Raw genomic sequence first — 22,003 nt, 5'->3', positions numbered from 1 at the left:
TTCAATCCACGCACTCATGTAGAGTGCGACACGTGGCAGGCAAATAAAATAGTTAATTCCTTTATATTTCAATCCACGCACTCATGTAGAGTGCGACACGTGGCAGGCAAATAAAATAGTTAATTCCTTTATATTTCAATCCACGCACTCATGTAGAGTGCGACACGTGGCAGGCAAATAAAATAGTTAATTCCTTTATATTTCAATCCACGCACTCATGTAGAGTGCGACAGGTTGACACCCTCAAAACAATCAGGATCGACAATTTCAATCCACGCACTCATGTAGAGTGCTACGGATGCGTCACGTCTTTGAAAAATATGCTCGTAAAATTTCAATCCACGCACTCATGTAGAGTGCGACAGGTTGACACCCTCAAAACAATCAGGATCGACAATTTCAATCCACGCACTCATGTAGAGTGCTACGGATGCGTCACGTCTTTGAAAAATATGCTCGTAAAATTTCAATCCACGCACTCATGTAGAGTGCGACTTTAAAGCAAACGACATTTACGCCGCGATGCCAGATTTCAATCCACGCACTCATGTAGAGTGCTACTTTAAAGCAAACGACATTTACGCAGGGATTCCAGATTTCAATCCACGCACTCATGTAGAGTGCGACTTTAAAGCAAACGACATTTACGCAGCGATGCCAGATTTCAATCCACGCACTCATGTAGAGTGCTACTTTAAAGGAGACGGCATTTACGCAGCGATGCGAGATTTCAATCCACGCACTCATGTAGAGTGCGACTTTACAGCAAACGACATTTACGCAGGGATTCCAGATTTCAATCCACGCCATCATGTAGAGTGCGACTGCGATTTTCGCCCTAATTATAACATTTTTTAGGTAATCACAGCCAAAATCACCAATATTCTCATTCAAATTTTGTTTTCCTCTACACAAAATATACATTTTTTCTCAATTTTGTCGAATAAAAAGGTGCGAATGCCCCGGGGATTTTATGTTCACCTCACATTCGCACCGAATTTTTCAGCCTGAATCTAATTAATTAAAACCTGTTAAATCTTGATCATCATACTTATTTCAGCAACAACTTTGAATTCAATTAAAAACATGACTACTTAGTCAGGAGACAGCGTTATGTTTTTAACACTTATAACATGCGGAATTGTTAATATTCCTTTTTAGCTACCTATTGACGATGATCTTAATTCACATGCTCATATCAAGTGCGACATAATTAATAGATTTAATCTACTTAACACGATTATTTCAATACATGTACTCATATAGACTGCGACCAGCATCACATGATGAGCATATAGGAGATTTTGAATTTCAATCCACGCACTCATGTAGAGTGCGACAAAATAGCCCTTTCAAAGAAGGGCTGATTTCATATTTCAATCCACGCACTCATGTAGAGTGCGACGCCATTGGATCTGTAAAAGATTTACCGTTAACGACATTTCAATCCACGCACTCATGTAGAGTGCGACATACTTTATAAATACAACAAGTTAGGTTCTTCTTTATTTCAATCCACGCAATCATGTAGAGTGCGACATACTTTATAAATACAACAAGTTAGGTTCTTCTTTATTTCAATCCACGCACTCATGTAGAGTGCGACATCCTTTATACATACAACAAGTTAGGTGCTTCTTTATTTCAATCCACGCACTCATGTAGAGTGCGACTCTGGAGCAGGAAACCAAAATAGACCCAGAAAAAATTTCAATCCACTCACTCATGTATAGTGCGACATCCTTTATACATACAACAATTTAGGTGCTTCTTTGTTTCAATCCACGCACTCATGTAGAGTGCGACTCTGGAGCAGGAAACCAAAATAGACCCAGAAAAAATTTCAATCCACGCACTCATGTAGAGTGCGACTCTGGAGCAGGAAACCAAAGTAGACCCAGAAAAAATTTCAATCCACTCACTCATGTATAGTGCGACATCCTTTATACCTACAACAAGTTAGGTGCGTCTATACTTCAATCCACGCACTCATGTAGAGTGCGACGGCGATTTTCGCCTTAATTGTAACATTTTTTAGGGAATGATCGTCAAAACCCTCAAGTTTCTATATAGAATTTTGTTTTAGCCCCTAAAAAATATACATTTTTTCTCAATTTTGTCGAATGAAAAGGTGCGAATGTTTCAGGGATTTTATGTTCACCTCACATTCGCACCAAGTCTTATGAAATGACGTCGTCTATTTCAAGTCTTCCATAACCTGCATTTGTTTTAGCACCGATTCCTTCGTGTTCTAAAGCTCCTAGTAAGATGGTTTTGGCCAGTTCGAGCCATTCCGTTTCTTCTGGTAGATTCTTTTTTGTTTTCAATAGAAGTTGAAAGCGGCCATTGACCACCGTTAAGAAATGAATGGGTGTCGGTGAGTCATCGTCTCGAGGAGCTGGAACACTTCTCCTTCGATTCATCTTATCTAGCTTAACGCTGTTGTAGTCTGAATGATGTGGTGTCATGACATCTACTTTGAATGCTCCCTTTACTGTCTCAGGCATCATGAGCGCATCATGAAATTCAATGATACCAGCACGTTCGTTTGTTCCAAACAATGTGGTGTAGTCACTACCACCCTGTTTTAGTTCTTGAAAGAATTCACCTAATACAGAGTGGGCATAATGAGAGGCTACACCTTTTAAAGCTGTTCCTGGTAAATAAGGAACGCCGTAAATCGGATGTAATAACAGTCCCGTTTCAAGTACACCCTCTCCTCCATGTCCAATGACTAACGGTGATATGGATTTGACTAAGCATGTGGGGGTCGTATCGGTATAATATCGTTCCACAAATTTTTCATACAATAAGCGATTTTCCCCCCATTGTTTTCGATGTAGCTTTATCACTTTCTCATAAAATGACTGCTTCTTTGAGCTGTCCTTTATGACGTTCGACAATGTAAAACCATCCATCTCCCAGTTACTTTTGTTTAAGGTTAATGACAGATTCATTGGATGTCCTCCACATCTTCCGCCCCTTGTTCCACCTTTAAAATAGATTCCGCATATCTTTTTAACCAAACAGATGCACTTAATGCTTGTCTTGATTTGATTAAGTAATCTCTATTGGAAGCTGACCAATCTCCTTGTATATCAAGTGTTTCTTTTATATCCTGAACGAATTGTTGATAAGCATTTCCTTTTTTTGATTTTGCTTCAAAAAATGTAATAGTGAGCCTTAATCCATTTGTTAAGATCATTGAGGCGAATCTGTGACAGAGTTGTCCATATTGATTTGAGAAATTCTCCTCATTCGTTTTGGCATTCATCACATGTTGATACGCTTTCTCAGCATAATGATGTTGAATGAGTTTCATGATCCCTCCCCTCCTGTCATGCGCCAGGATACTCTTCCTTTACCTACGTTTGAGTTTCCACCTAATTGAAGATACATCTGTTTTTCTAGTTGATTTAAAAGTTGATGTCTAACAGATAAATCATTGCTTCCATCGACACGATCACACCATATTAGCCCATAAAATATGGCTTCTGCTGGCACATACTCTTCATACCAGAGAGCACCTTTACTAACTGTTTGGGTTTCATGATCAATTCTAATACGAGGTGTTACTTCAGAATTCATAGTGACAATGTATTGAAAAACGTCATCACTTACAATCACAAATCGTTCTATCCAAAGAGTTTGAGATTGTCTGTCGTCGAATAAAAGTTTGGCCATCTTTTCAGCAAAATCGGTTAGTTGTTGAGATTTTTTCACAGCCCCTTTAAATTCACCTAAGTACAATTCGTCATTCTCTACTAATTTAGAATTCATGGTGACTAGCGTGCTTGATTCTTCTATGAGATCAGGGATATCCAGCGATACGCCAAATGCTTTTGCATCACGAGCTAATCTCTTCAATATGAGTGGACTTGCCACATATCCAAAAGTACCGAATCTACTCGCCACCGGGAATGAAAATAGCCGGCCATCTGTCATCACGACTGCCCCTGCACTTCCATCTTGATCTCCTTGTGTACCAAATACTTTTTGTACGAATGTGTCTTGTCCTTTCGCGCGATAATGTTCACGGTGTACACCTTTGATACTGCTTCCAGGTATAATCGGCCATTCTGTTACTTTTTCTCGTTGAATGGGCATATCAATCACGCCAACTCCTTCACCCGCTCCAATATGAAGGGGGGATAAACAATGTATCCAAAACCAACGGCTCGCTTCCATCATCTCACTCCTCTTATTCATTTGGTTTCCATGTTCCCCAAAGTGCTAAACCGCAGCCATCTTCACGATCAAACGCTTCTTTGCGCCGGTTACGATCAGATACTGATTGAAGCCACATTTTTCCAGCCAGTTCTGCTGGATCTCCTTCTTCTACTGTAAAGAAGTAAACACTACCTGCGGGGACTAAGCGGCGTATTGCTTTTTCACGCCCTTTATCTTTATTTGCTAAGCTCCACCCAGAGATTGGCTGCCAATGTGGAACAGAGGCCCAAACCAATTTCAGGCGTACATTTGTATCAAATAGTGATTTTGACATGAGCTGTTCATCCAGCCAGCCAGGCTGCCATCCTTTACTAAAATAAGCAGGTGTCGCCAATATCATGCGAACATATGGCCTGTTTTTGAGCGATTCTTTAATAGCATCCGGACATGTCCAATCTTGTTGGTATACATGAGGCCTGTCTTCTATATGCGCCAGCCGCCGTTCACCACCGATCGGGTGAATGCCTGAGAAAGGCTTTAATCCTTCTGACTCTTCAGTAGATAACTCTATGCCCGCCTCCAGTTTAAAGTCATCTGGGAATAAGAGCGATTCAGTTGAAAATAGATGCTGATCTTTTGCTTTTTTACTGCCAGTTTCCACCTCAATTTGTGTTCGTTCCTGACGCTGTAATGCTGGAATAAATGCCGGTGGTGTTTCCTTTTTCAAAGAATGATTTTCCTTCTGCATGTGTTGGTATTCAGTTAAGGCTTCCTTCACTTGACTCTCATCCACTGCGTCTGTCAGCCAGTTCACCATCCACTTTAGTGATACAAAAGCAGGCGGCGATTTCATTTTTTTACGAGCACCAGCTCCAATTGGCGGCCATAATGCCTCACTAAAACGACCTGTTTTTCCTGTACCAAAAAAGCCCTGACCTTCCGAAATCATTGGCTCTGGTCTCACTTGATACATGCCATGCTCATCATCGAATAACTCAAGGTCATGAGGCATTGGCACATATAAATGATCATGCCAGCGATATAAAGGACCTCGCACAAGAGATTTTGCATAATAAGAAAGTGGCGTGGTGTGTTTCATTGATTGTCGTTTCTTCGCTAATGCTGTACGAAGTGTTCCTGCGACCACACTTGGCGGAACAGCGTTTAATGAACGCGCCCGTATACCTGGTACACGTTGAAATGGGCGTGCATCACGAATAAGCAGCGGATCAAGTGGTTGAATGTGAAACCATCTTTCAGGCATGTCCACTTACCTCCTCTAGTTGAAGAGCAATGATCATACATTCAGCGATTGTATGTAATTCTTCTAATGTATTCTTCTTCGGTATATACTTCGCAATCAATTGATCGACCCACTCTTTCGTTTCTTGCTCTGTTTTTGCTTCCGTTTTCTTTTTGAATGCAAGACGTCTTATCTCTAGTGGAATGAGTTCATCTAAAATTGCTGGCTGTTTTTTAAATGAAGACTGTTCGTATGTTTGATACAACTCTCGTAAGCCATATGCAAAGCCAGATGTGAAATAAGACTGTTTTAACCACGTCGTCATCTCTTGGATAGACGCTACTGGATCCATTTGAAATGAGACTGAGATATTCATTGTGTCTCCTCCTGCTCGCTTTTGGAAATGAATAGCTAATGAATTTCGCTCTTGTTTTGCATATTGTTCAGCCTGACGTGCCATGCTTCTTACTTCTTCGAGAGGCTCAAGCATATGAACGATGGCGATTCCAATTGAAATCGAAGGAGGTGCTTCACTATATTGATGAGCATTCATCGTTGAAACAAATTCTTTTTGTAATTTTCCAGCTGCTTCTAAACATAGGTGCACCGGTACATAAGCCATAACATCATCTCCACCGCCGTAGATCAATGTACCTTTACATTCGGAAATAATCTCACTTGCCTTTGAAGCAAAAGTTGAGAGCGTTTTAGAAAATGCAATATGGCTTTCTACATGCTGTATATTTCGTAGTTGGCTGCCCATCTTATCTCCATCCGCCATGAGAAAGGCATAGTAAGGTGAAGGTGCTGGTGGTTTAACCGGCTGGCCATGATGCTTGCTATATTCACCTTTGAAATACTTTTCAAGCAGCTGTGTGATGTTATTTTTCGCTTCTGTTCGTGTAGTCCCGACAAGTCCACGTTGTTCAAGATAATCTTCTATTCTTCTTTCATAAAAAAGCGATGCCTCACTCCAATCAAGAGGAGCTACTGTTAGATTCATATTCTCAAGATACGTTTCTACATCTTTCACATATTGTGTGGCTGCTTGCTTCATCTGTTCATTTTGTTCCAACATGTTTTGATAGGGAGCAAACGCTTTATCGCAGACTGATGGAAATGTCTTGTTCGGATGCTTATGTAAGGACAATCGTTTGATCACTGAAATCGCATCTAATGATTCATGTTCACCAATTCCCCATTTCGCAAGTTGCGCCACTTGCTGTGGTGTTTTTTGCTTTTGGAAAACAGACTCTCGTCCACCGTCAAGTGATGATTTTGGTTCACCGAATAACGCCCCTGGCTCATTTTGTTTAAAATCTCTTAAAGTCTTCCTTGCAGCCATTAAACCTTCGACTTCTTGAAGAGCCGTATGATATGGACTTGCCGACGCATTTGTCGATTGCTCTTGAGTTTCTATCTCAGTCCACACTGCATAAAATTCCAATAAATCATCTACTTGTCGATTCCATGTGCCTATTTGAATATAAGGATCAACTATTTCTCTAACAAAGTCTGCGTATTCCTTCCATTTGTCATATATTGCTTTTTTCACTTGTCTTGCAACGGATGAAGGCTGTTCGTGTGAGATTTCTCCCAATATTTTATTTGGTGCGTTGTTTGGTTCTGCGTCGTTTGGTTCTGCAGAGGATTCGTTGAACACAGGGAAAATAAGCGTTCCACCCAGTTCTTGAAATTTCTTCGCACCTGCTTTACTTAATTCAGATAGAAGAAAAGAGCCAAACCATAAATCACGCGTCCGCCTTGCTTGCGCAATAAATTCTTGAACAGGTCCTATCGAAAATAGCATTAATGTTTGTTTTTGTGATTCTTCTGACAAAATGTTTGCACCTCCTTGCTATGTAAAAAGGCTTGAATCGCCGATGAGTGCGTACGGCCACTCTCGTCTTCTAATGGGTTTTTTAAGTAGGTGGCTGTTGGATAGATACTTTGTTCATCTGTCACATTGGGCAAAGGCTTCCCTTTCCCTAAAAGCGTTAAAGCTTCGATCTTTGGTTGCTGCAACACCATCACCATGCCCACCGATTCCTCTTGATTAATAGCTAACGGTTTTAAGATGAGTGGTGAAGCCAAGCGATTTTTATTTCGCGGGACTAAAGTCTTTGCATTAGGCTCCTTTTGAAACCACTTTCTTTTTGCTATTTCTTCTTTGCTTCGCTTCTTATCTTTTTTCGATTCCTTTTTAAAGTTAAAAACAATCGGCATACCAAATTGCGCCCTAGGAAAAGCGATATATCTCTTTGGTTTATTTGACGGATACGGTAATTTATGATCAGGATGTGACATATTCGCTAGATGACGTATGGAATCTGCCTCAGGCCAATAACTTCTCCCAGCCTCCCCATTTTGGACATTATGTTTTTTTCGAAATTCACTGTATGTTTCCATTGTTTTCGTCCAGGATAAATGCGTTTGAGAAGCTTTATTTTGTAATCTAAACTCCCAGCTTAGCGTTGCCCATTCACGAGGCACTTCGGGAATAGAGATAGCATATTGACATATCTTCTCTTTAAACCATTGATCAAATCGCTCCTTACTGACTTCTTGCTCTTTAGGAGAAAATGCTTCACAGTATAAACTCCCACAACCACGTCTCGTTCTTGCACCAAGTCCCCCAAAGTTGATCCACGCCCATAGTGCGGCTTCGATTTCATTGCCTAACTTCTTTTTGTCTTGTGAAGTCATTGAAGTACTCTCGGTCAAATAAACATTCATTTTGAAATATCCCAAAAACATTTCATTTGGTATTTTTTGAAAAATATATGTTGGAGGGAATTTGATTTGTTTTTTTTCTTTAAATATTTCTTCAACGATTACTTTAATTAAGCTGTTTTTTTCTGTATGACCAAATATCTCTGCTTCTCTTTTAGATAATTCATTCGCATTTTTGCAGACAGCTCCTCGAGTTGCACGCCACCAGAAACGAAGATGTCCCCGAATCGCACTTTCTCGAATCGGTCTGTCTTGATCAATTGAGTTTGATATGGGCCCTCCTCCAAACATTGGCGTAACTAAATGAATAGTGAGCGGCTCTTTAAAAAGTCTTTGGTCTTCATGGATTTTCGTGTCAATCGCATGTTTCACATCATGCCAATTGGTTTTGGGTTTTCTAGATTCCCTTGTCATGTCGCTCTCCTTTCTTCACTTTGTTATCTGTTTCTGAAATAGATTGGCATATGCATAGTGAGGAAAAAACATGGGATTGTTGATGAGCATCAGCAATTGATTTAATTGGAAGTTTAGCGTCAACAGATCGTATCCATCAATACGTAATTCACAGAGTTTGTTTGAAATCACTTTGTCTTTACTATCTTTTTTATTTTTCTCACTATTTTCTTTTTTTTCTTCATCCTCTTGTTCCTTAGATCTTTCTGGATCATAACAATTTAATTCATTAGCCCACCATCCTAGGTGTTCACCTTCATTAGGAGCTCTTAAATGAAAGACACTCTTTTGTTTCATAAGTATAAAGTCAAATGCTTTGTCTAATTTTTCAAACATCCCTGAAGATGAGTTTGCTGTTTGCCTTTTTAAATTACTTGCTAAAATTAAAATAGGACGTGTTCGTTTCTGTGTATCATTTTCAACCATGACAACCCCTTGGGCGGCCATCCTAGCTATTCCTTTTGTTTTCGGTACTAATTTTTTTATATTGTCAGACCAAACTTCTAATTTATCAACATCGAAATTTGAACTTTTACATTCAATAGCAACCGCAACCGCCTCAATCGGTATAAATTTCAACGAATTGTGTTGGAACACATACGGCGTATACTGCTCATCAAATACGGCAATATCGACTTCGTTAGAATGATTTCCTTCTGAGTCAATAATGATGACGCCTTGTGCTAATGAATATTTTTTAGGAATGATTTTCCGAAAAAACTCCAGCCACATCACTTCTCTAGAATTCCCTGTCAGTCCGCCATGATTAGAAGCAAAGTCCACTTCTTCTGATATCATGCTGTTTAATCTTTGATAATTCTCTAAGATCAGCTGCTCAACTTTACCAGTTCGCTCCGTTTCACCCAAACCATTTCCTCCTTCACCATTCACTACGAATGGATAAAATTTGAATCTAAATGACTACTTTTCATTTCGACTTATTTTGAGATTTTTTAAGGTTTATTTAGGAAAAATAAGAAGAAAAAAACATGACTGCAAGGAGTCATGTTTTCACTATACAAATGAACAGTATATTCTGATGGCTTTTGTATCTGAAAGAGGGTGTTGTAAGAAGATGATCTTTAAGGTAGTCATAACCGTTTAAGACACAATCATTGAAAACCATGCGCACCTCATATATGGGTGCGACAACAATTCATCATACATTCAGGAGGTCACTGCATATTTCAATCCACACACTCATGTAGAGTGCGACGTTTCGGAAATTCACTCACTTATCACTGACAACCCAATTTCAATCTACGCACTCATATAGAGTGCGACTTCCAGGCTCTTTAAAACTCGTTAGTGATCAAGATATTTCAATCCACGCACTCATGTAGAGTGCGACGTTTCGGAAATTCACTCACTTATCACTGACAACCCAATTTCAATCTACGCACTCATATAGAGTCCGACTTCCAGGCTCTTTAAAACTCGTTAGTGATCAAGATGTTTCAATCCACGCACTCATGTAGAGTGCGACAACAAAAAGCGCTCAAACTCTTATACATTCACAATATTTCAATCCACGCACTCATGTAGAGTGCGACAACACAAAGCGCTCAAACTCTTATACATTCGCAATATTTCAATCCACGCACTCATGTCTAGTGCGACAACAAAAAGCGCTCAAACTGTTATACATTCACAATATTTCCATCCACGCACTCATGTAGAGCGCGACTTATTACGTTTACATTGGCAATTGCATTTGGTGGATTTCAATCCACGCACTCATGTAGAGCGCGACTTATTACGTTTACATTGGCAGTTGCATTTGGTGGATTTAAATCCACGCACTCATTGAGAGCGCGACTTATTACGTTTACACTGGCAATTGCATTTGGTGGATTTCAATCCACGCACTCATGTAGAGCGCGACTGCGATTTCCACCCTAATTGTAACATTTTTTGGGAAATGATAGCCAAAACCCTCAATTTTCTATATGGAATTTTGTTTTCACCTCTAGAAAATATGCATTTTTTCTCATTTTTGTCGAATAAAAAGGTGCGAATGCCCCAGGGATTTTATGTTCACCCCACATTCGCACCGAATTTTTTTTAATCCTATTTAATTTTAATTAACAACTATTACTCTTGATAATTATACTTATTTCAGTGTTTCATCAACAGCTTTGAATTCATAAAAAACATGACTATTGAGTCAGTCATGTTTTTTCACACCTATATCAAGCACAATTGTCAATATATATTTCTAGCTACCTACTGATGAGGGTTTCAATCTCACACTCATTTAGAGTGCGACGAACACGGTCACACAATCATTGAAACGATTAAAGATTTCAATCCACGCACTCATGTAGAGTGCGACTATTTTTATCTAACTCATCTACTGTGATTCCTAAATTTCAATCCACGCACTCATGTAGAGTGCGACTATTTTTATCTAACTCATCTACTGTGATTCCTAAATTTCAATCCACGCACTCATGTAGAGTGCGACTATTTTTATCTAACTCATCTACTGTGATTCCTAAATTTCAATCCACGCACTCATGTAGAGTGCGACTATTTTTATCTAACTCAGCTACTGTGCTTCCTAAATTTCAATCCACGCACTACTGTAGAGGGCGACAAGGGTGATCCTGGTGAACAAGGCCCTCAAGGTCCATTTCAATCCACGCACTCATGTAGAGTGCGACAAGGGTGATCCTGGTGAACAAGGCCCTCAAGGTCCATTTCAATCCACGCACTCATGTAGAGTGCGACATGTCTGCGGGATGAGCGTACCTCCAGTGATGATATTTCAATCCACGCACTCATGTAGAGTGCGACATGTCTGCGGGATGAGCGTACCTCCAATGATGATATTTCAATCCTCGCACTCATGTAGAGTGCGACATGTCTGCTGGATGAGCGTACCTCCAGTGATGAGATTTCAATCCACGCACTCATGTAGAGTGCGACTAGATTTCAGCAACCTGTTGAGGAGATTCTAAAAATTTCAATCCACGCACTCATGTAGAGTGCGACTAGATTTCAGCAACCTGTTGAGGAGATTCTAAAAATTTCAATCCACGCACTCATGTAGAGTGCGACTAGATTTCAGCAACCTGTTGAGGAGATTCTAAAAATTTCAATCCACGCACTCATGTAGAGTGCGACTGCGATTTCTGCCCTAATTGTAACATTTTTTAGGAAATGATAGGCAAAATCCACAACTTTCAATAAAGAATTTTGTTTTCCCCTTTATAAAATATACATTTTTTCTCATTTTTGTCGAATAAAAAGGTGCGAATGTCCCGGGGATTTTATGATCACCTCACATTCGCACCAAGTTTTTAATTCATTGACTCTATTAACTAAAATGACTACTCTTCTCCCGATCTTTGAGGAAAAGTAAATTTTAATCAGTATAGTTACTCCACTAATAATTTCCGATCAAACATACATGCTTTAACTTTAACTATGTTTTCTCTTACCTAAAATCAAGAATGGCTAAGCACTCATGTAGAGTGCGACCGAAGAACACTACAAAAAATACCCAACACCACAGAATTTCAATCCACGCACCCATATAGAGTGCGACATGACCACACAAAAATTAACGCTAGATCATATATTTCAATTCACACACTCATGTAGAGTGCGACTGTTACTGCAGTATTCCATGTTGAAAAGATGGGTAATTTCAATCCACGCACCCATATAGAGTGCGACATGACCACACAAAAATTAACGCAAGATCATATATTTCAAGTCACACACTCATGTAGTGTGCGACTGTTACTGAAGTATTCCATGTTGAAAAGATGGGTAACTTCAATCCACGCACTCATGTAGAGTACGACTGCAGTAAGGTCTGGCAGCTTTGATGATAAATTCATATTTCAATCCTCGCACTCATATAGAGTGCGACCACCCCATATGCACGTGGGTCTCGTGCCGATCACATTTCAATCCACGCACTCATGTAGAGTACGACTGCAGTAAGGTCTGGCAGCTTTGATGATAAATTGATATTTCAATCCTCGCACTCATATAGAGTGCGAACACCCCATATGCACGTGGGTCTCGTGCCGATCACATTTCAATCCACGCACTCATGTAGAGTACGACTGCGATTTCTGCCCTAATTATAACATTTTTTAGGGAATGATAGCCAAAACCCTCAATTTTCTATATGGAATTTTGATTTCACCTCTAAATAATATACATTTTTTCTCAATTTCGTCGAATAAAAAGGTGCGAATGCCCCAGGGATTTTATGTTCACCTCACATTCGCACCGAATCTTTCTTAATCCTATTTAATTAAAAACTATTATTGATGATAATCATACTTATTTCGCTGTTTCATCAACAGCTTTGAATTCATTTAAAAACATGGACTACTGGGCCAGTCCGGGGGTGCTTGGTCTATGATGCTGCCAATTCAAATTTTCAATCCATCCACTCTTGTAGAGTTCGACGAATATGACAGCCTATATGAAAGTACAGCGTCAATATTTCAATCCACGCACTCATTGTAGAGTGCGACCTAATGCGAAACGAGTTGCTAAAAACTATGTTTTATTTCAATTCACGCACTCATGTAGAGTGCGACATTATGGCTGGTGTCGCGGTGACGGTTATTACAAAATTTCAATCCTCGCACTCATGTAGAGTGCGACGACTACTGGAAGGACGAAGCGGAGCGCAATGGATATATTTCAATCCACGCACTCATGTAGAGTGCGACGGGCATCTCACATGTTTAAAATATCAGACCAAAATTTCAATCCACGCACTCATGTAGAGTGCGACGTCAAGTACACCCAACATACTTTACCGCCGAAAAAAATTTCAATCCACGCACTCATGTAGAGTGCGACGTCAAGTACACCCAACATACTTTACCGCCGAAAAAAATTTCAATCCACGCACTCATGTAGAGTGCGACGTCAAGTACACCCAACATACTTTACCGCCGAAAAAAATTTCAATCCACGCACTCATGTAGAGTGCGACTGCGATTTTCGCCCTAATTGTAACATTTTTTAGGGAATGATAGGCAAAATCCACAAATTTCAATAAAGAATTTTGTTTTCCCTTTCATAAAACATACATTTTTTCTCAATTTTGTCGAATAAACAGGTGCGAATGCTCCGGGGATTTTATGTTCACCTCACATTCGCACCATCAGCCTCTTTTACAACTTCGTTAGATAATCCACAATAAATTCCCAAAAGCCGGGTACTTCTTGATAAATCAGCCAGTCTACTTTTTCGATCAGTTTGATATAGAGTTCTTGTTCGAGGTCTTCTCTTTCTTGATATGCCGTGTTTTGTAGTTTCTTTTTGATCATGGGTGTAAAGGTTTCAATGAGTTTTTCCATTTCTCCATTGGTGATTTTGTCTTCTTTCACGGACATCTCCCCCTGTTTCTTCTTTTAGTTTGTTGAGTGCTTTTTTGTGAATGTTTGAGATGTTTTGTCTTGTTTCGCCTAGCCGATCAGCGATTTCCTTCATCGTTTGGCCTTCGACATAAATATGGGTCAACACCATTTTTTGTTTGTCTGTGAGCTGCTGATAGGCCTTGTACAGTCTTGGGTCTTGCAGATGTTCCCCTAGGTCCTGCTGGTTGGAGAGTACAGCTTCGTACGTATCTGTTTGAACAGAGTCTTTCACTTCTTGATAATCAGGATGATCCAGTGTGAGCGGAAAACGCTGCTGCTTCTTTTTCACCCGTTTGTCAAAATCGACTGAAAAGATGCGTATCATCGTGGAAATATATTTGATGATGCGGATTTTTTGATAGAACTGCTTGAACTCGGAATCTAGCTTTTTGGCATTTTCCTCGTTTGGTTCTTTCATGACTTGCCTGAGCAGCTGCTGATTATTAGGATTGCTTAAAAATTGCTGGATGAGCGGGTGATCAATGATTTCCTTCCATTTTACTTTCAATAACAGCCGATAATCCATTTGCATCCTCCCCTTTGTTTCCTCTATTTGAATTAAGTGGACAAAAGTTAAAAAAAGTAAACTCTATGAAACGGGTCTAATGGTTCATTTTCTCCCGCTTTGATTTCCTATTTCTTCTTTCATACCACCTATAAAGAAGACGAGCATGAGCTGGGAGGTGAGACAAATGGAAAACTTTTTTTCAGAGGAATGGCTGAAGCAGCTCGGTCAGGCTGGCTTCCCTGCGATTTTGACGGTTTACTTACTGACACGCTTTGAACGAAAGTTTGATGAATTAAGCAAGCTCATCCAAACGTTAGTCGCTGCTCAAAAAAATGATGAATCAGATTGACATCCGCTTGATTGGTTTCACCTTATGAAAACGAGGGCGAAATGAAAGGCCTTTTATCACCTCACCCAATACGATGTTGAAAGGGGATTTTATTATGAGTGAAAAACAAAATGGTGTACCACAGCCAATCCGGGGAGAAAAAGGAGCAACGGTCAAAATTCCGCGTAACCTCGAGCGAGACAGACAAAACCCAGATATGCTCACGCCGCCGGAAACAGATCATGGAACAGTCTCCAACATGAAATATTCTTTTTCTGATACGCACAACCGTTTAGAAAAAGGCGGCTATGCCCGAGAAGTAACGGTTCGTGAATTACCAATCTCTCAAAGCCTTGCCTCTGTGAACATGCGCCTAAAGCCTGGTGCGATTCGTGAGCTGCATTGGCATAAGGAAGCGGAATGGGCATACATGATTTATGGGGAAGCACGGATTACGTCGGTTGATGCAGAAGGACGTAATTTTACAGAGGATGTGACCGAGGGTGATTTGTGGTACTTCCCTTCTGGCTTACCGCACTCCATCCAAGCACTTGAACCGGGAGCTGAATTCTTGCTTGTGTTTGATGATGGGTCTTTCTCGGAAAATAGTACGTTCCAAGTAACCGATTGGCTTGCTCATACGCCAGAGGAAGTCGTGCTCAAGAACTTTGGTATGACAAAGGAGCAGTTTAACAAGCTGCCAGAGAAAGAGAAGTATATTTTCCAAAAAGGACTGCCTGGTTCGCTTGAATGTGACAAGGTGAAAACAGAGCAAGGAGAAGTTCCGAATTCCTTTAAATACGAGCTGTTAAAACAAGAGCCGATTACTTCAAGCGGCGGACAAGTCTGGATCGCGGACTCAAACAATTTCAAAGCATCTAAAACGATTGCGTCTGCTCTTGTCAAAGTCGACCCTGGTGCCATTCGTGAGCTGCACTGGCATCCAAATACGGATGAATGGCAATATTTCATTTCTGGAAAGGCACGAATGACAGTGTTTGCTTCTGATGGACATGCAAGAACCTTCAACTATCAGGCAGGAGACGTTGGATATGTCCCATTTGCGATGGGTCATTATGTAGAAAATATTGGGGACGAACCGCTCTATTTCTTAGAAATCTTCAAGAGCGATCATTACGCAGACATTTCACTCAATCAGTGGCTTGCGGTCACACCAAAACAGCTCGTTCTCGATCATTTAGATCAGGGAGAAGACTTCTTAAAATTGCTTGATACAAAAAAACATCCTGTCATCGCTGGACCTAAAAAAGAGGATTAACGTATTACTTCCTGCAAAAAGGGCTCCCCTTTTTGCAGGTATCTTCATGTAAAGGAGTGATTGTTCACCTATGCAGCAATCTGTTCACGCTTTATGGCAAGGACTGAAATGGCTCGTGGCGACATCGGCTGTCTGTTACATATTTTTGTTATTTTGTGTGCTGTTCTTTCATTTGACGGGTGCTTTTTATCAATCGATTTTATCGATCCTTCTGTTTATGGGCATATATGTTGTGATTGGGTTGTCCTTTGAGCAAATAGAGCATGTACTCATGCGGTTTGTTAGAAAGAGTAGGTTTAATAAACACGCCATCGTTTTCTATGCCATTACATGTCATCTTTTGTTTATTTGGGGAGCCGTCTATTTATCAGATGAGTTTGTCGACGGCATTTTGTTGTCTACTTCTGAGGAAATTCTCTTTGCTGTGAGTCTGTGGTTGTTTCATTTTTTGTTTGATTGTGCTACGTGTCCGTTTGAGAAAGAAGCTTCGTGACCTGATGCCTCTATGATCTTTCTGGTTAGAGGGCTTCTTTGATTTGCTTCATGTGATGAATATCCTGCTCAATCAGCCCTTGAAAATAATTTGATAACGTCCGCTCAGTTTGAGCGATCAAAAAGAATTCAGTCCAGCGAGATGCTTCGATTTTCTTCATTTCTTGAAATCATTCTGTTCTGACAGCAGCAAATCGTCGAATCGTCTCGCTTCTCTCTTCCTTTCTCGCTCTTTCGGCTGCCTGCTGATTCATGTCATGCACATCAGGTGCTTGAGGTAACGATTGATTGTGTAAAATCAATTCATCCCACGGAACGAAATGTGCGAGTGATCTCAGCAATGCTCCATTTTCCATCGGCGATGGCTCTGCGCCATTCTTCGTCTGTTACTTCCATTAGCGATTGTACCCATTCAATGGAGTGTTCATAGTGATCAATAATGGACTCTCTGTTTAACGTCAAATGGTTCTCCCCCATTCATTTGCTCTTATGTTGATTGTATCAATTAAGTGATGAGAAAAAAAAACACCACTTATGATGTAAAGTGGTGTTCCTTGTGTTTTCTCCGTGCATATAGGACCGCAGCGATCAGACTGATCAGTGAAATCAACGCAAGAATCCTGATATACGGCGGATAGTAGGTTAGCACAATCTTGTTTTTGCCTTTTTCTATTGGAAAGCCGATAAATGCGTAATTGGCTTTTTCAATATCGGTTTGCTGGCCGTTCACAGTGAGCTCCCAGCCTTTTTCATATGGAACAGGCAGAATCATATAATCATCACCGCGCTTGTTATCATATGAAATCGTAAAGCGGTTATTTTTAAGCTTCACCTGCTGGCTGCCATCATCCTGTTTTTCTTTATCATATGCCTTCTCTAGTATGCGGTAAGACTCATGATACAGCTTTAGTTGATTGAGCTCATACGTCCCTTTTGGCACTCGAATGGAGAGGATTTTTTCAGCAGGAACCCGAATCGTCACTTCATTTACACCTGTTTTGTAGATAGATGTATTGCTTTTTCGTGAGGTGACGTAGTTGTCAACGGATAATTGAAACCCTTCGTTACGGTCTGTCCGCTTCACATAAAAGCTCACATACACGTCCCCGGTACGAGCTATATCATCTGGAAGGGTGATATTCAGCCCGCCTGTCTCCCCGTATACATCAAGTACGCCATTTTCATACACCGCTTGTTCACTATGAATGTTTGTATCCTTTATTCGATCAGGCGAGTGTTCGATTACAGCGTTTCCTTTTTTATCTAAAATCACGCCTTGTAGCATGGCATGTTCTTTATCAAGCGCTGAAGCATGCTGAAGGGACGCTTCTGAATAAACGGTGCTTGTTGTTCTTGCAAATGGCAGCGGCCGTGTATTTTCATACACCTCATAATGCTCACTTTCCAATATTGGCTTAAAATAAGCTGGCGGTGAGTAAGACATCATGTTGTCTCGCATATAATACTTTCCGTAAGTCAAGCTATATAAATTCGCTCGGTCACCCATTGTCGCATAACGGCTGACACTTTCCCGTCCCATATCAATTTGCAGGTCATTCCAGTAGAAATTGAGCAAATGCTTATTCAATATACTCGAATACACACTCATCCCTTGAAAGCCTTCAAATAACGGGGTGTTGTTTCGCACACCATTCATCCAATCAATCCGGGCGAGCGGGTCCTTTGAGCGGTTTTGAATTTGCTGAATGAGCTTCATTTGCTCTTGCCCCGCATATGCTTCACTTTTCATATACGTATCTGACACTTCCTTGATATTGCTTCGTTCAGATAAATAACCTTGTTGATAAACACCAGCTGTCAGTAGACTAACGACAATGAGCAAAGCTGAAAACAGACGAAGGTGCTGACGTTTTTCCGCATGTATCCAGAGGAAGAATAAACTAATCACAAGCAGTCCTATTCCTGTAAAGACAACGACATCCATATTTCGCATCGCTCGTTCTGACAAAATGATAGAGAGGATAAAAACGATCCAGGCGCCTAATACCGCTCGCTTTTTCCACTTCCACTCTATTTGCGAGAAATGCTTGATGGTAATCGCAACGACCGCTCCAACTGTAAAGGCTAGAATGTATTCAAATCTGTATTGCGGTGCAGAAAAACCATTAAACACGCTCGCCATCTTTGGACTGTAGTGAAACATCATCAGCAGAACGCTGATCGCTGTGAACATGAAAAACCACCTGTTCCGGTAAAGCGGAACGAGGAACAAACAAATGAGAAAAATGATAGGGATTAAATACACCCTGCTTGTAAACAGCAGATGATCATGCAGCTCGAACCAAGGAATGGCCTGTTCATACGGCGGCCTTATATTATTGAGAAATCCGTAAACAGATGGGATAAAAAAGGCTGCACTGATCCCAAAGGATAATAGCGTAGATATCGCAAGAGTCCAGAAAACCTTCCACCCGCGCTCCTCACTTCGAAGCTTGATCATATATCTGAAAACGAGATAAATTGCTAAAAAGATAAAATGAATATAGGCAAAATAAAAATTATTGATCAGCATGAGGCTGCAACCCGCAATAAACCAAGCCGGTTTGCCTGTTTTGAAAATTCGTTCAACCCCAAGCACAAGCAGCGGAAGCCACATCATGCTGTCGGTGAAAAACTCCCAAAACGTTTGATGCCGAAAGTACACAATAGACAGTCCGTAAATGCCAGCACCTGTCAGCGCACCTAGTCTATGCTGAACGATTGAAAGGAGTACGTGGTAAGCAATGAACAAAATGACCGTCAGCTTGATCACACTAAGCCAAATCACAGCATTTGCCCAAAAATGAATGTCCGTTGACTGAATGAGATGGAGCGCATTCATCAGCCAGACGACAGCGACTGTAACCATAAAGACCGTCGACGTTGTAAAATAATAACCTAATTGTGTGTATGTACCGCCGCCTAGACCAAACTGATAGGAATAAAAGAAGTTTCCTTTCACATATTCGTCATACAGCAGCTTTTTAAATGGGAGCATTTGCGAGATGCCATCCCCATCTCCTGTCATATAGCGGCCTTGCGTATATTCATATAAGAAAAAGGAGTGTCCTAATAGTGCGAGAATGAGGCACATTCCAATGATTTTCCATCTACGTTTCATCATCTAAATCCTTTCCACAAAAGATCCACTGTTCTTTGAAACAAAACAACCCAGCAAGCGAATCGTGCTTGCCGGTTATGTGACTCCACGCTATTTAAATAACTGCGTTAACACTCGTTCTTGTTCTTTTGAGCTTGTCTCTTGCTCCATGACATTGGATTCTTGAATTAAATAATGCGGCCTCTTTTTCGTTTCATAGTAGATCCGGCCAATATATTCTCCAATCACGCCTAGACTCAAAAGCTGAACCCCTCCGAGGAAAAGCACAGCGGAGATTAAAGTGAAATAACCCGGTACCATGATGCCCGTTCTGACGATTTGAATAAAGGTGGCCACAATGTAAATCAAAGAGAGAAATAAGATCAGTATGCCAGTATAAAAACAAATACGCAGCGGGCGGTTGTTAAAGGAAATCACACCATCAATGCCATAGTTAAATAATTTCTTCAGTGACCATTTTGTATCACCATGCTGTCTTTCTACATTTTCATAATAGATGACCTTTTCTTCAAAACCGATCCAGCAAAAAAGCCCTTTCGAGAAACGATTTCCCTCTTTCAGCTGAAGCAATGCGTCAATCGCTTGGCGTGAAATTAAACGGAAATCTCCTACACCATCACGCAAGTCCACTTCAACCACCTTGTTCATCACTTTATAATACATGGATGATAAGTAAGAGCGAAGCTTGCTGTCCCCTTTACGGTTCCGTTTGGCGATGACTTGATGGTAGCCTTCTTCATATCCTCTGACAAAATCCTGGATCAAATACGTTGGGTGCTGCAGGTCGGCGTCCATTATGATCGCAGCTACTCCTTTTGCATGTTCAAGTCCTGCCAAAATAGCCGCTTCTTTCCCAAAGTTACGAGAAAAGGAAATGTATTTAACCTTTGTACTTTTGTGAGAGAGCTCTCTCATGTATTGAAGCGTGTTGTCTTGGCTTCCATCATTAATAAAGATGATTTCAAAGTCATAATGAAAATCGCGAAACTCGTCCTCAAGTGCTTCAAAGATTCGTCTGATGTTTTCACCTTCATTATAAGAAGGAATTATAACAGAGAGCAATTCCCGTTCCATATCGCACCTTCTCTTCACTTTTTTCAGATTGTTACATTTATTATTCCTTTTTTGTCAGAAAACGAAACACTTTTTTATTATCCATAAATTTCATTTATTTTTGATCGTCTCATTATATCAAAGTTTTATTTCCAGTGATTTTCAGCCAGATGAATTTAATGTAATTTTAAGTTTAACCATTGTAAAAAGCCTGTAATTCTTATCACAGACTGGGTATTGTTTCATAAAATTGTTTGTATACTTATATATTTTCCTTTTTTTAAAAAAGATAATTAGACGTGAAAAAGCCCGCACCTTTAGTGCAGCAGCCCTTTGTTATTTTGTTGCAAATGCTCGTTTGCCTTTGATTGTTTATTTTGAAATAAATGGAGCTGCGCGCCGTAGCTTTCAATCCATTCTTGGACAATCCGTTCTGTTGTTTCCTGTCCTTTATACTTATGGCCAGCCTTTGCATAGGTCGTTTCAAAATCACTCCATAGCAGTTCTACCCATGTACGTGCTTCTTCATATGTCAGCATATTGTTTTTTTCCATCAATTGTTCGGTTAATCGCTCAAAGTATTGTTCCATACCGGTTCCTCCTTCGTCTAGCAGAAAGTGCCTTATTAAAAAAATCTCTTTTTTCATATACTACCCTTACGTCTTCAAAAGACGCAAATGATTTGTATTGTTTGGAGGGAATCAGTATGCGTAATAAAGCAAAGGGCTTTCCAAATCAAGTGAATCACAAGTTTGAAGGCGAACCAGGCGCCACAGATGCGTATGCATCTAAAAGGCCGAATGGTGAGACGAATACTCGTCCACAGGAACGTATGAGGGCATCAGGGAAACGCTAATTTTTCCAAAGGGAGTGCTTGAGATATGAGTTCAAATGGGAAATCGTATATGGCAGATTTTGTTCAATTAAGGACAACCGCTTACCCTCAACCATGGGCGAATGCAAAGCATTCTGCCTCTCAGGTCAACGGAGAAACTCAGCAAACGCAGCACGACATCGTACTTCAGAACAACGTCCGTAAACAACGTTCGAAGTAAAGAGAAGGACTGATCTTAGGATCAGTCCTTTCATTGTTGACAAAGGGCTGAAATGACCTTTATTTTAGCCCTTTGTCTTCTTTTCAGCGTGATCTGAAAACCTTTGCAGTCTATGAAGTCCGAGTAACGGAGAGGAGCGAATTTGAAATCAGTGTGATAAGCAAATAAG

General features: G+C 40.4%; 20 protein-coding genes and 2 CRISPR repeat arrays. Of the genes, 5 read left to right on the top strand and 15 right to left on the bottom strand.

Features of this window, described 5'->3' with window-relative positions; genetic code table 11:
* Positions 1-64: 64 nt before the first annotated feature.
* Positions 65-822: direct repeats of the CRISPR family, unit length 30 nt; unit sequence AATTTCAATCCACGCACTCATGTAGAGTGC.
* Between the two features lie 1,358 nt (positions 823-2,180).
* The 9 genes from cmr6 to BA1_RS14945 all read right to left on the bottom strand — a co-directional run bounded on the left by cmr6 (position 2,181) and on the right by BA1_RS14945 (position 14,524).
* Positions 2,181-2,957, bottom strand: a complete 777-nt coding sequence (gene cmr6, locus BA1_RS14985) for a type III-B CRISPR module RAMP protein Cmr6 (RefSeq protein ID WP_008360640.1) — start codon at positions 2,955-2,957, stop codon at positions 2,181-2,183.
* Entirely contained in the window at positions 2,954-3,322 is a 369-nt protein-coding gene (gene cmr5, locus BA1_RS14980) for a type III-B CRISPR module-associated protein Cmr5 (protein WP_008360638.1), read from the bottom strand. Before cmr5 ends, cmr6 begins: the two co-directional genes overlap by 4 nt.
* Positions 3,319-4,188, bottom strand: a complete 870-nt coding sequence (gene cmr4, locus BA1_RS14975) for a type III-B CRISPR module RAMP protein Cmr4 (protein WP_008360637.1) — start codon at positions 4,186-4,188, stop codon at positions 3,319-3,321. Before cmr4 ends, cmr5 begins: the two co-directional genes overlap by 4 nt.
* Before the next feature lie 13 nt (positions 4,189-4,201).
* Positions 4,202-5,434 (bottom strand): type III-B CRISPR module-associated protein Cmr3, encoded by a 1,233-nt coding sequence (cmr3, locus tag BA1_RS14970; RefSeq protein ID WP_008360635.1) that lies wholly within the window; start codon positions 5,432-5,434, stop codon positions 4,202-4,204.
* Positions 5,427-7,253, bottom strand: a complete 1,827-nt coding sequence (gene cas10 / locus BA1_RS14965) for a type III-B CRISPR-associated protein Cas10/Cmr2 (RefSeq protein ID WP_008360633.1) — start codon at positions 7,251-7,253, stop codon at positions 5,427-5,429. The genes cmr3 and cas10 overlap by 8 nt, the downstream gene beginning before the upstream one ends.
* Positions 7,223-8,560 carry a type III-B CRISPR module RAMP protein Cmr1 gene (gene cmr1 / locus BA1_RS14960; RefSeq protein WP_008360631.1) on the bottom strand — a complete coding sequence of 446 codons (1,338 nt, stop codon included), beginning with the start codon at positions 8,558-8,560 and terminating at the stop codon, positions 7,223-7,225. The genes cas10 and cmr1 overlap by 31 nt, the downstream gene beginning before the upstream one ends.
* 15 nt (positions 8,561-8,575) lie before the next feature.
* A complete protein-coding gene (locus tag BA1_RS14955) occupies positions 8,576-9,466 on the bottom strand; it encodes a DUF6602 domain-containing protein (RefSeq protein WP_008360629.1) in 891 nt (296 codons plus the stop codon).
* Positions 9,467-13,135: 3,669 nt separating this feature from the next.
* A CRISPR array of direct repeats spans positions 13,136-13,572; the repeat unit is 33 nt; unit sequence ATTTCAATCCACGCACTCATGTAGAGTGCGACG.
* Positions 13,573-13,752: 180 nt separating this feature from the next.
* Complete coding sequence (rsoA, locus tag BA1_RS14950; RefSeq protein ID WP_034739683.1) at positions 13,753-13,974, bottom strand: sigma-O factor regulator RsoA; 222 nt, start codon at positions 13,972-13,974, stop codon at positions 13,753-13,755.
* A complete protein-coding gene (locus BA1_RS14945) occupies positions 13,922-14,524 on the bottom strand; it encodes a sigma-70 family RNA polymerase sigma factor (RefSeq protein WP_008360624.1) in 603 nt (200 codons plus the stop codon). The genes rsoA and BA1_RS14945 overlap by 53 nt, the downstream gene beginning before the upstream one ends.
* Before the next feature lie 166 nt (positions 14,525-14,690).
* Here BA1_RS14945 and BA1_RS18830 point away from each other — a divergent pair, with 166 nt between their 5' ends.
* The 3 genes from BA1_RS18830 to BA1_RS14935 all read left to right on the top strand — a co-directional run bounded on the left by BA1_RS18830 (position 14,691) and on the right by BA1_RS14935 (position 16,606).
* Positions 14,691-14,855, top strand: coding sequence for a YvrJ family protein (locus BA1_RS18830; RefSeq protein ID WP_008360622.1), 165 nt, complete (start codon positions 14,691-14,693; stop codon positions 14,853-14,855).
* Between the two features lie 94 nt (positions 14,856-14,949).
* Positions 14,950-16,113, top strand: a complete 1,164-nt coding sequence (locus BA1_RS14940; RefSeq protein ID WP_008360620.1) for an oxalate decarboxylase family bicupin — start codon at positions 14,950-14,952, stop codon at positions 16,111-16,113.
* 70 nt (positions 16,114-16,183) lie between these two features.
* On the top strand, positions 16,184-16,606 hold the full coding sequence (locus BA1_RS14935) for a regulatory YrvL family protein (RefSeq protein ID WP_008360618.1): 423 nt from the start codon (positions 16,184-16,186) through the stop codon (positions 16,604-16,606).
* 25 nt (positions 16,607-16,631) lie between these two features.
* Here BA1_RS14935 and BA1_RS19700 read toward each other — a convergent pair whose 3' ends face one another.
* The 6 genes from BA1_RS19700 to BA1_RS14915 all read right to left on the bottom strand — a co-directional run bounded on the left by BA1_RS19700 (position 16,632) and on the right by BA1_RS14915 (position 21,369).
* Positions 16,632-16,766 carry a hypothetical protein gene (locus tag BA1_RS19700; RefSeq protein WP_008360616.1) on the bottom strand — a complete coding sequence of 45 codons (135 nt, stop codon included), beginning with the start codon at positions 16,764-16,766 and terminating at the stop codon, positions 16,632-16,634.
* A gap of 9 nt (positions 16,767-16,775) precedes the next feature.
* Positions 16,776-16,946, bottom strand: a complete 171-nt coding sequence (locus tag BA1_RS19570; RefSeq protein WP_237739235.1) for a hypothetical protein — start codon at positions 16,944-16,946, stop codon at positions 16,776-16,778.
* Positions 16,909-17,067, bottom strand: coding sequence for a hypothetical protein (locus BA1_RS19565; protein ID WP_232532056.1), 159 nt, complete (start codon positions 17,065-17,067; stop codon positions 16,909-16,911). Before BA1_RS19565 ends, BA1_RS19570 begins: the two co-directional genes overlap by 38 nt.
* 70 nt (positions 17,068-17,137) lie before the next feature.
* Complete coding sequence (locus tag BA1_RS14925; RefSeq protein ID WP_008360612.1) at positions 17,138-19,729, bottom strand: YfhO family protein; 2,592 nt, start codon at positions 19,727-19,729, stop codon at positions 17,138-17,140.
* 87 nt (positions 19,730-19,816) lie between these two features.
* Positions 19,817-20,800 carry a glycosyltransferase family 2 protein gene (locus BA1_RS14920; RefSeq protein ID WP_008360610.1) on the bottom strand — a complete coding sequence of 328 codons (984 nt, stop codon included), beginning with the start codon at positions 20,798-20,800 and terminating at the stop codon, positions 19,817-19,819.
* A 296-nt stretch (positions 20,801-21,096) separates the two neighbouring features.
* Complete coding sequence (locus tag BA1_RS14915; protein ID WP_008360607.1) at positions 21,097-21,369, bottom strand: YfhJ family protein; 273 nt, start codon at positions 21,367-21,369, stop codon at positions 21,097-21,099.
* 116 nt (positions 21,370-21,485) lie between these two features.
* Between BA1_RS14915 and BA1_RS14910 the strand changes: the two genes are divergently transcribed.
* Together BA1_RS14910 and BA1_RS18825 are read left to right on the top strand one after the other, a co-directional pair.
* A complete protein-coding gene (locus BA1_RS14910) occupies positions 21,486-21,635 on the top strand; it encodes a small, acid-soluble spore protein K (RefSeq protein WP_003217849.1) in 150 nt (49 codons plus the stop codon).
* A 25-nt stretch (positions 21,636-21,660) separates the two neighbouring features.
* On the top strand, positions 21,661-21,834 hold the full coding sequence (locus BA1_RS18825) for a YpzG family protein (protein WP_008360604.1): 174 nt from the start codon (positions 21,661-21,663) through the stop codon (positions 21,832-21,834).
* The last annotated feature ends 169 nt before the right edge of the window (positions 21,835-22,003 follow it).

The organism is Bacillus xiamenensis, from assembly GCF_000300535.1.
Lineage (GTDB): Bacteria > Bacillota > Bacilli > Bacillales > Bacillaceae > Bacillus > Bacillus xiamenensis.
This window is presented reverse-complemented; position numbering and strand designations above follow the sequence as displayed.

Bases quoted from the DNA above. Each gene is read 5' to 3' on its own strand.
- cmr6 (WP_008360640.1), bottom strand. From the start codon at position 2,957: ATGAATCTGTCATTAACCTTAAACAAAAGTAACTGGGAGATGGATGGT.
- cmr5 (WP_008360638.1), bottom strand. From the start codon at position 3,322: ATGAAACTCATTCAACATCATTATGCTGAGAAAGCGTATCAACATGTG.
- cmr4 (WP_008360637.1), bottom strand. From the start codon at position 4,188: ATGGAAGCGAGCCGTTGGTTTTGGATACATTGTTTATCCCCCCTTCAT.
- cmr3 (WP_008360635.1), bottom strand. From the start codon at position 5,434: ATGCCTGAAAGATGGTTTCACATTCAACCACTTGATCCGCTGCTTATT.
- cmr1 (WP_008360631.1), bottom strand. From the start codon at position 8,560: ATGACAAGGGAATCTAGAAAACCCAAAACCAATTGGCATGATGTGAAA.
- rsoA (WP_034739683.1), bottom strand. From the start codon at position 13,974: ATGTCCGTGAAAGAAGACAAAATCACCAATGGAGAAATGGAAAAACTC.
- BA1_RS14945 (WP_008360624.1), bottom strand. From the start codon at position 14,524: ATGGATTATCGGCTGTTATTGAAAGTAAAATGGAAGGAAATCATTGAT.
- BA1_RS18830 (WP_008360622.1), top strand. From the start codon at position 14,691: ATGGAAAACTTTTTTTCAGAGGAATGGCTGAAGCAGCTCGGTCAGGCT.
- BA1_RS14940 (WP_008360620.1), top strand. From the start codon at position 14,950: ATGAGTGAAAAACAAAATGGTGTACCACAGCCAATCCGGGGAGAAAAA.
- BA1_RS14935 (WP_008360618.1), top strand. From the start codon at position 16,184: ATGCAGCAATCTGTTCACGCTTTATGGCAAGGACTGAAATGGCTCGTG.
- BA1_RS19700 (WP_008360616.1), bottom strand. From the start codon at position 16,766: ATGAAGAAAATCGAAGCATCTCGCTGGACTGAATTCTTTTTGATCGCT.
- BA1_RS14925 (WP_008360612.1), bottom strand. From the start codon at position 19,729: ATGATGAAACGTAGATGGAAAATCATTGGAATGTGCCTCATTCTCGCA.
- BA1_RS14920 (WP_008360610.1), bottom strand. From the start codon at position 20,800: ATGGAACGGGAATTGCTCTCTGTTATAATTCCTTCTTATAATGAAGGT.
- BA1_RS14915 (WP_008360607.1), bottom strand. From the start codon at position 21,369: ATGGAACAATACTTTGAGCGATTAACCGAACAATTGATGGAAAAAAAC.
- BA1_RS14910 (WP_003217849.1), top strand. From the start codon at position 21,486: ATGCGTAATAAAGCAAAGGGCTTTCCAAATCAAGTGAATCACAAGTTT.
- BA1_RS18825 (WP_008360604.1), top strand. From the start codon at position 21,661: ATGAGTTCAAATGGGAAATCGTATATGGCAGATTTTGTTCAATTAAGG.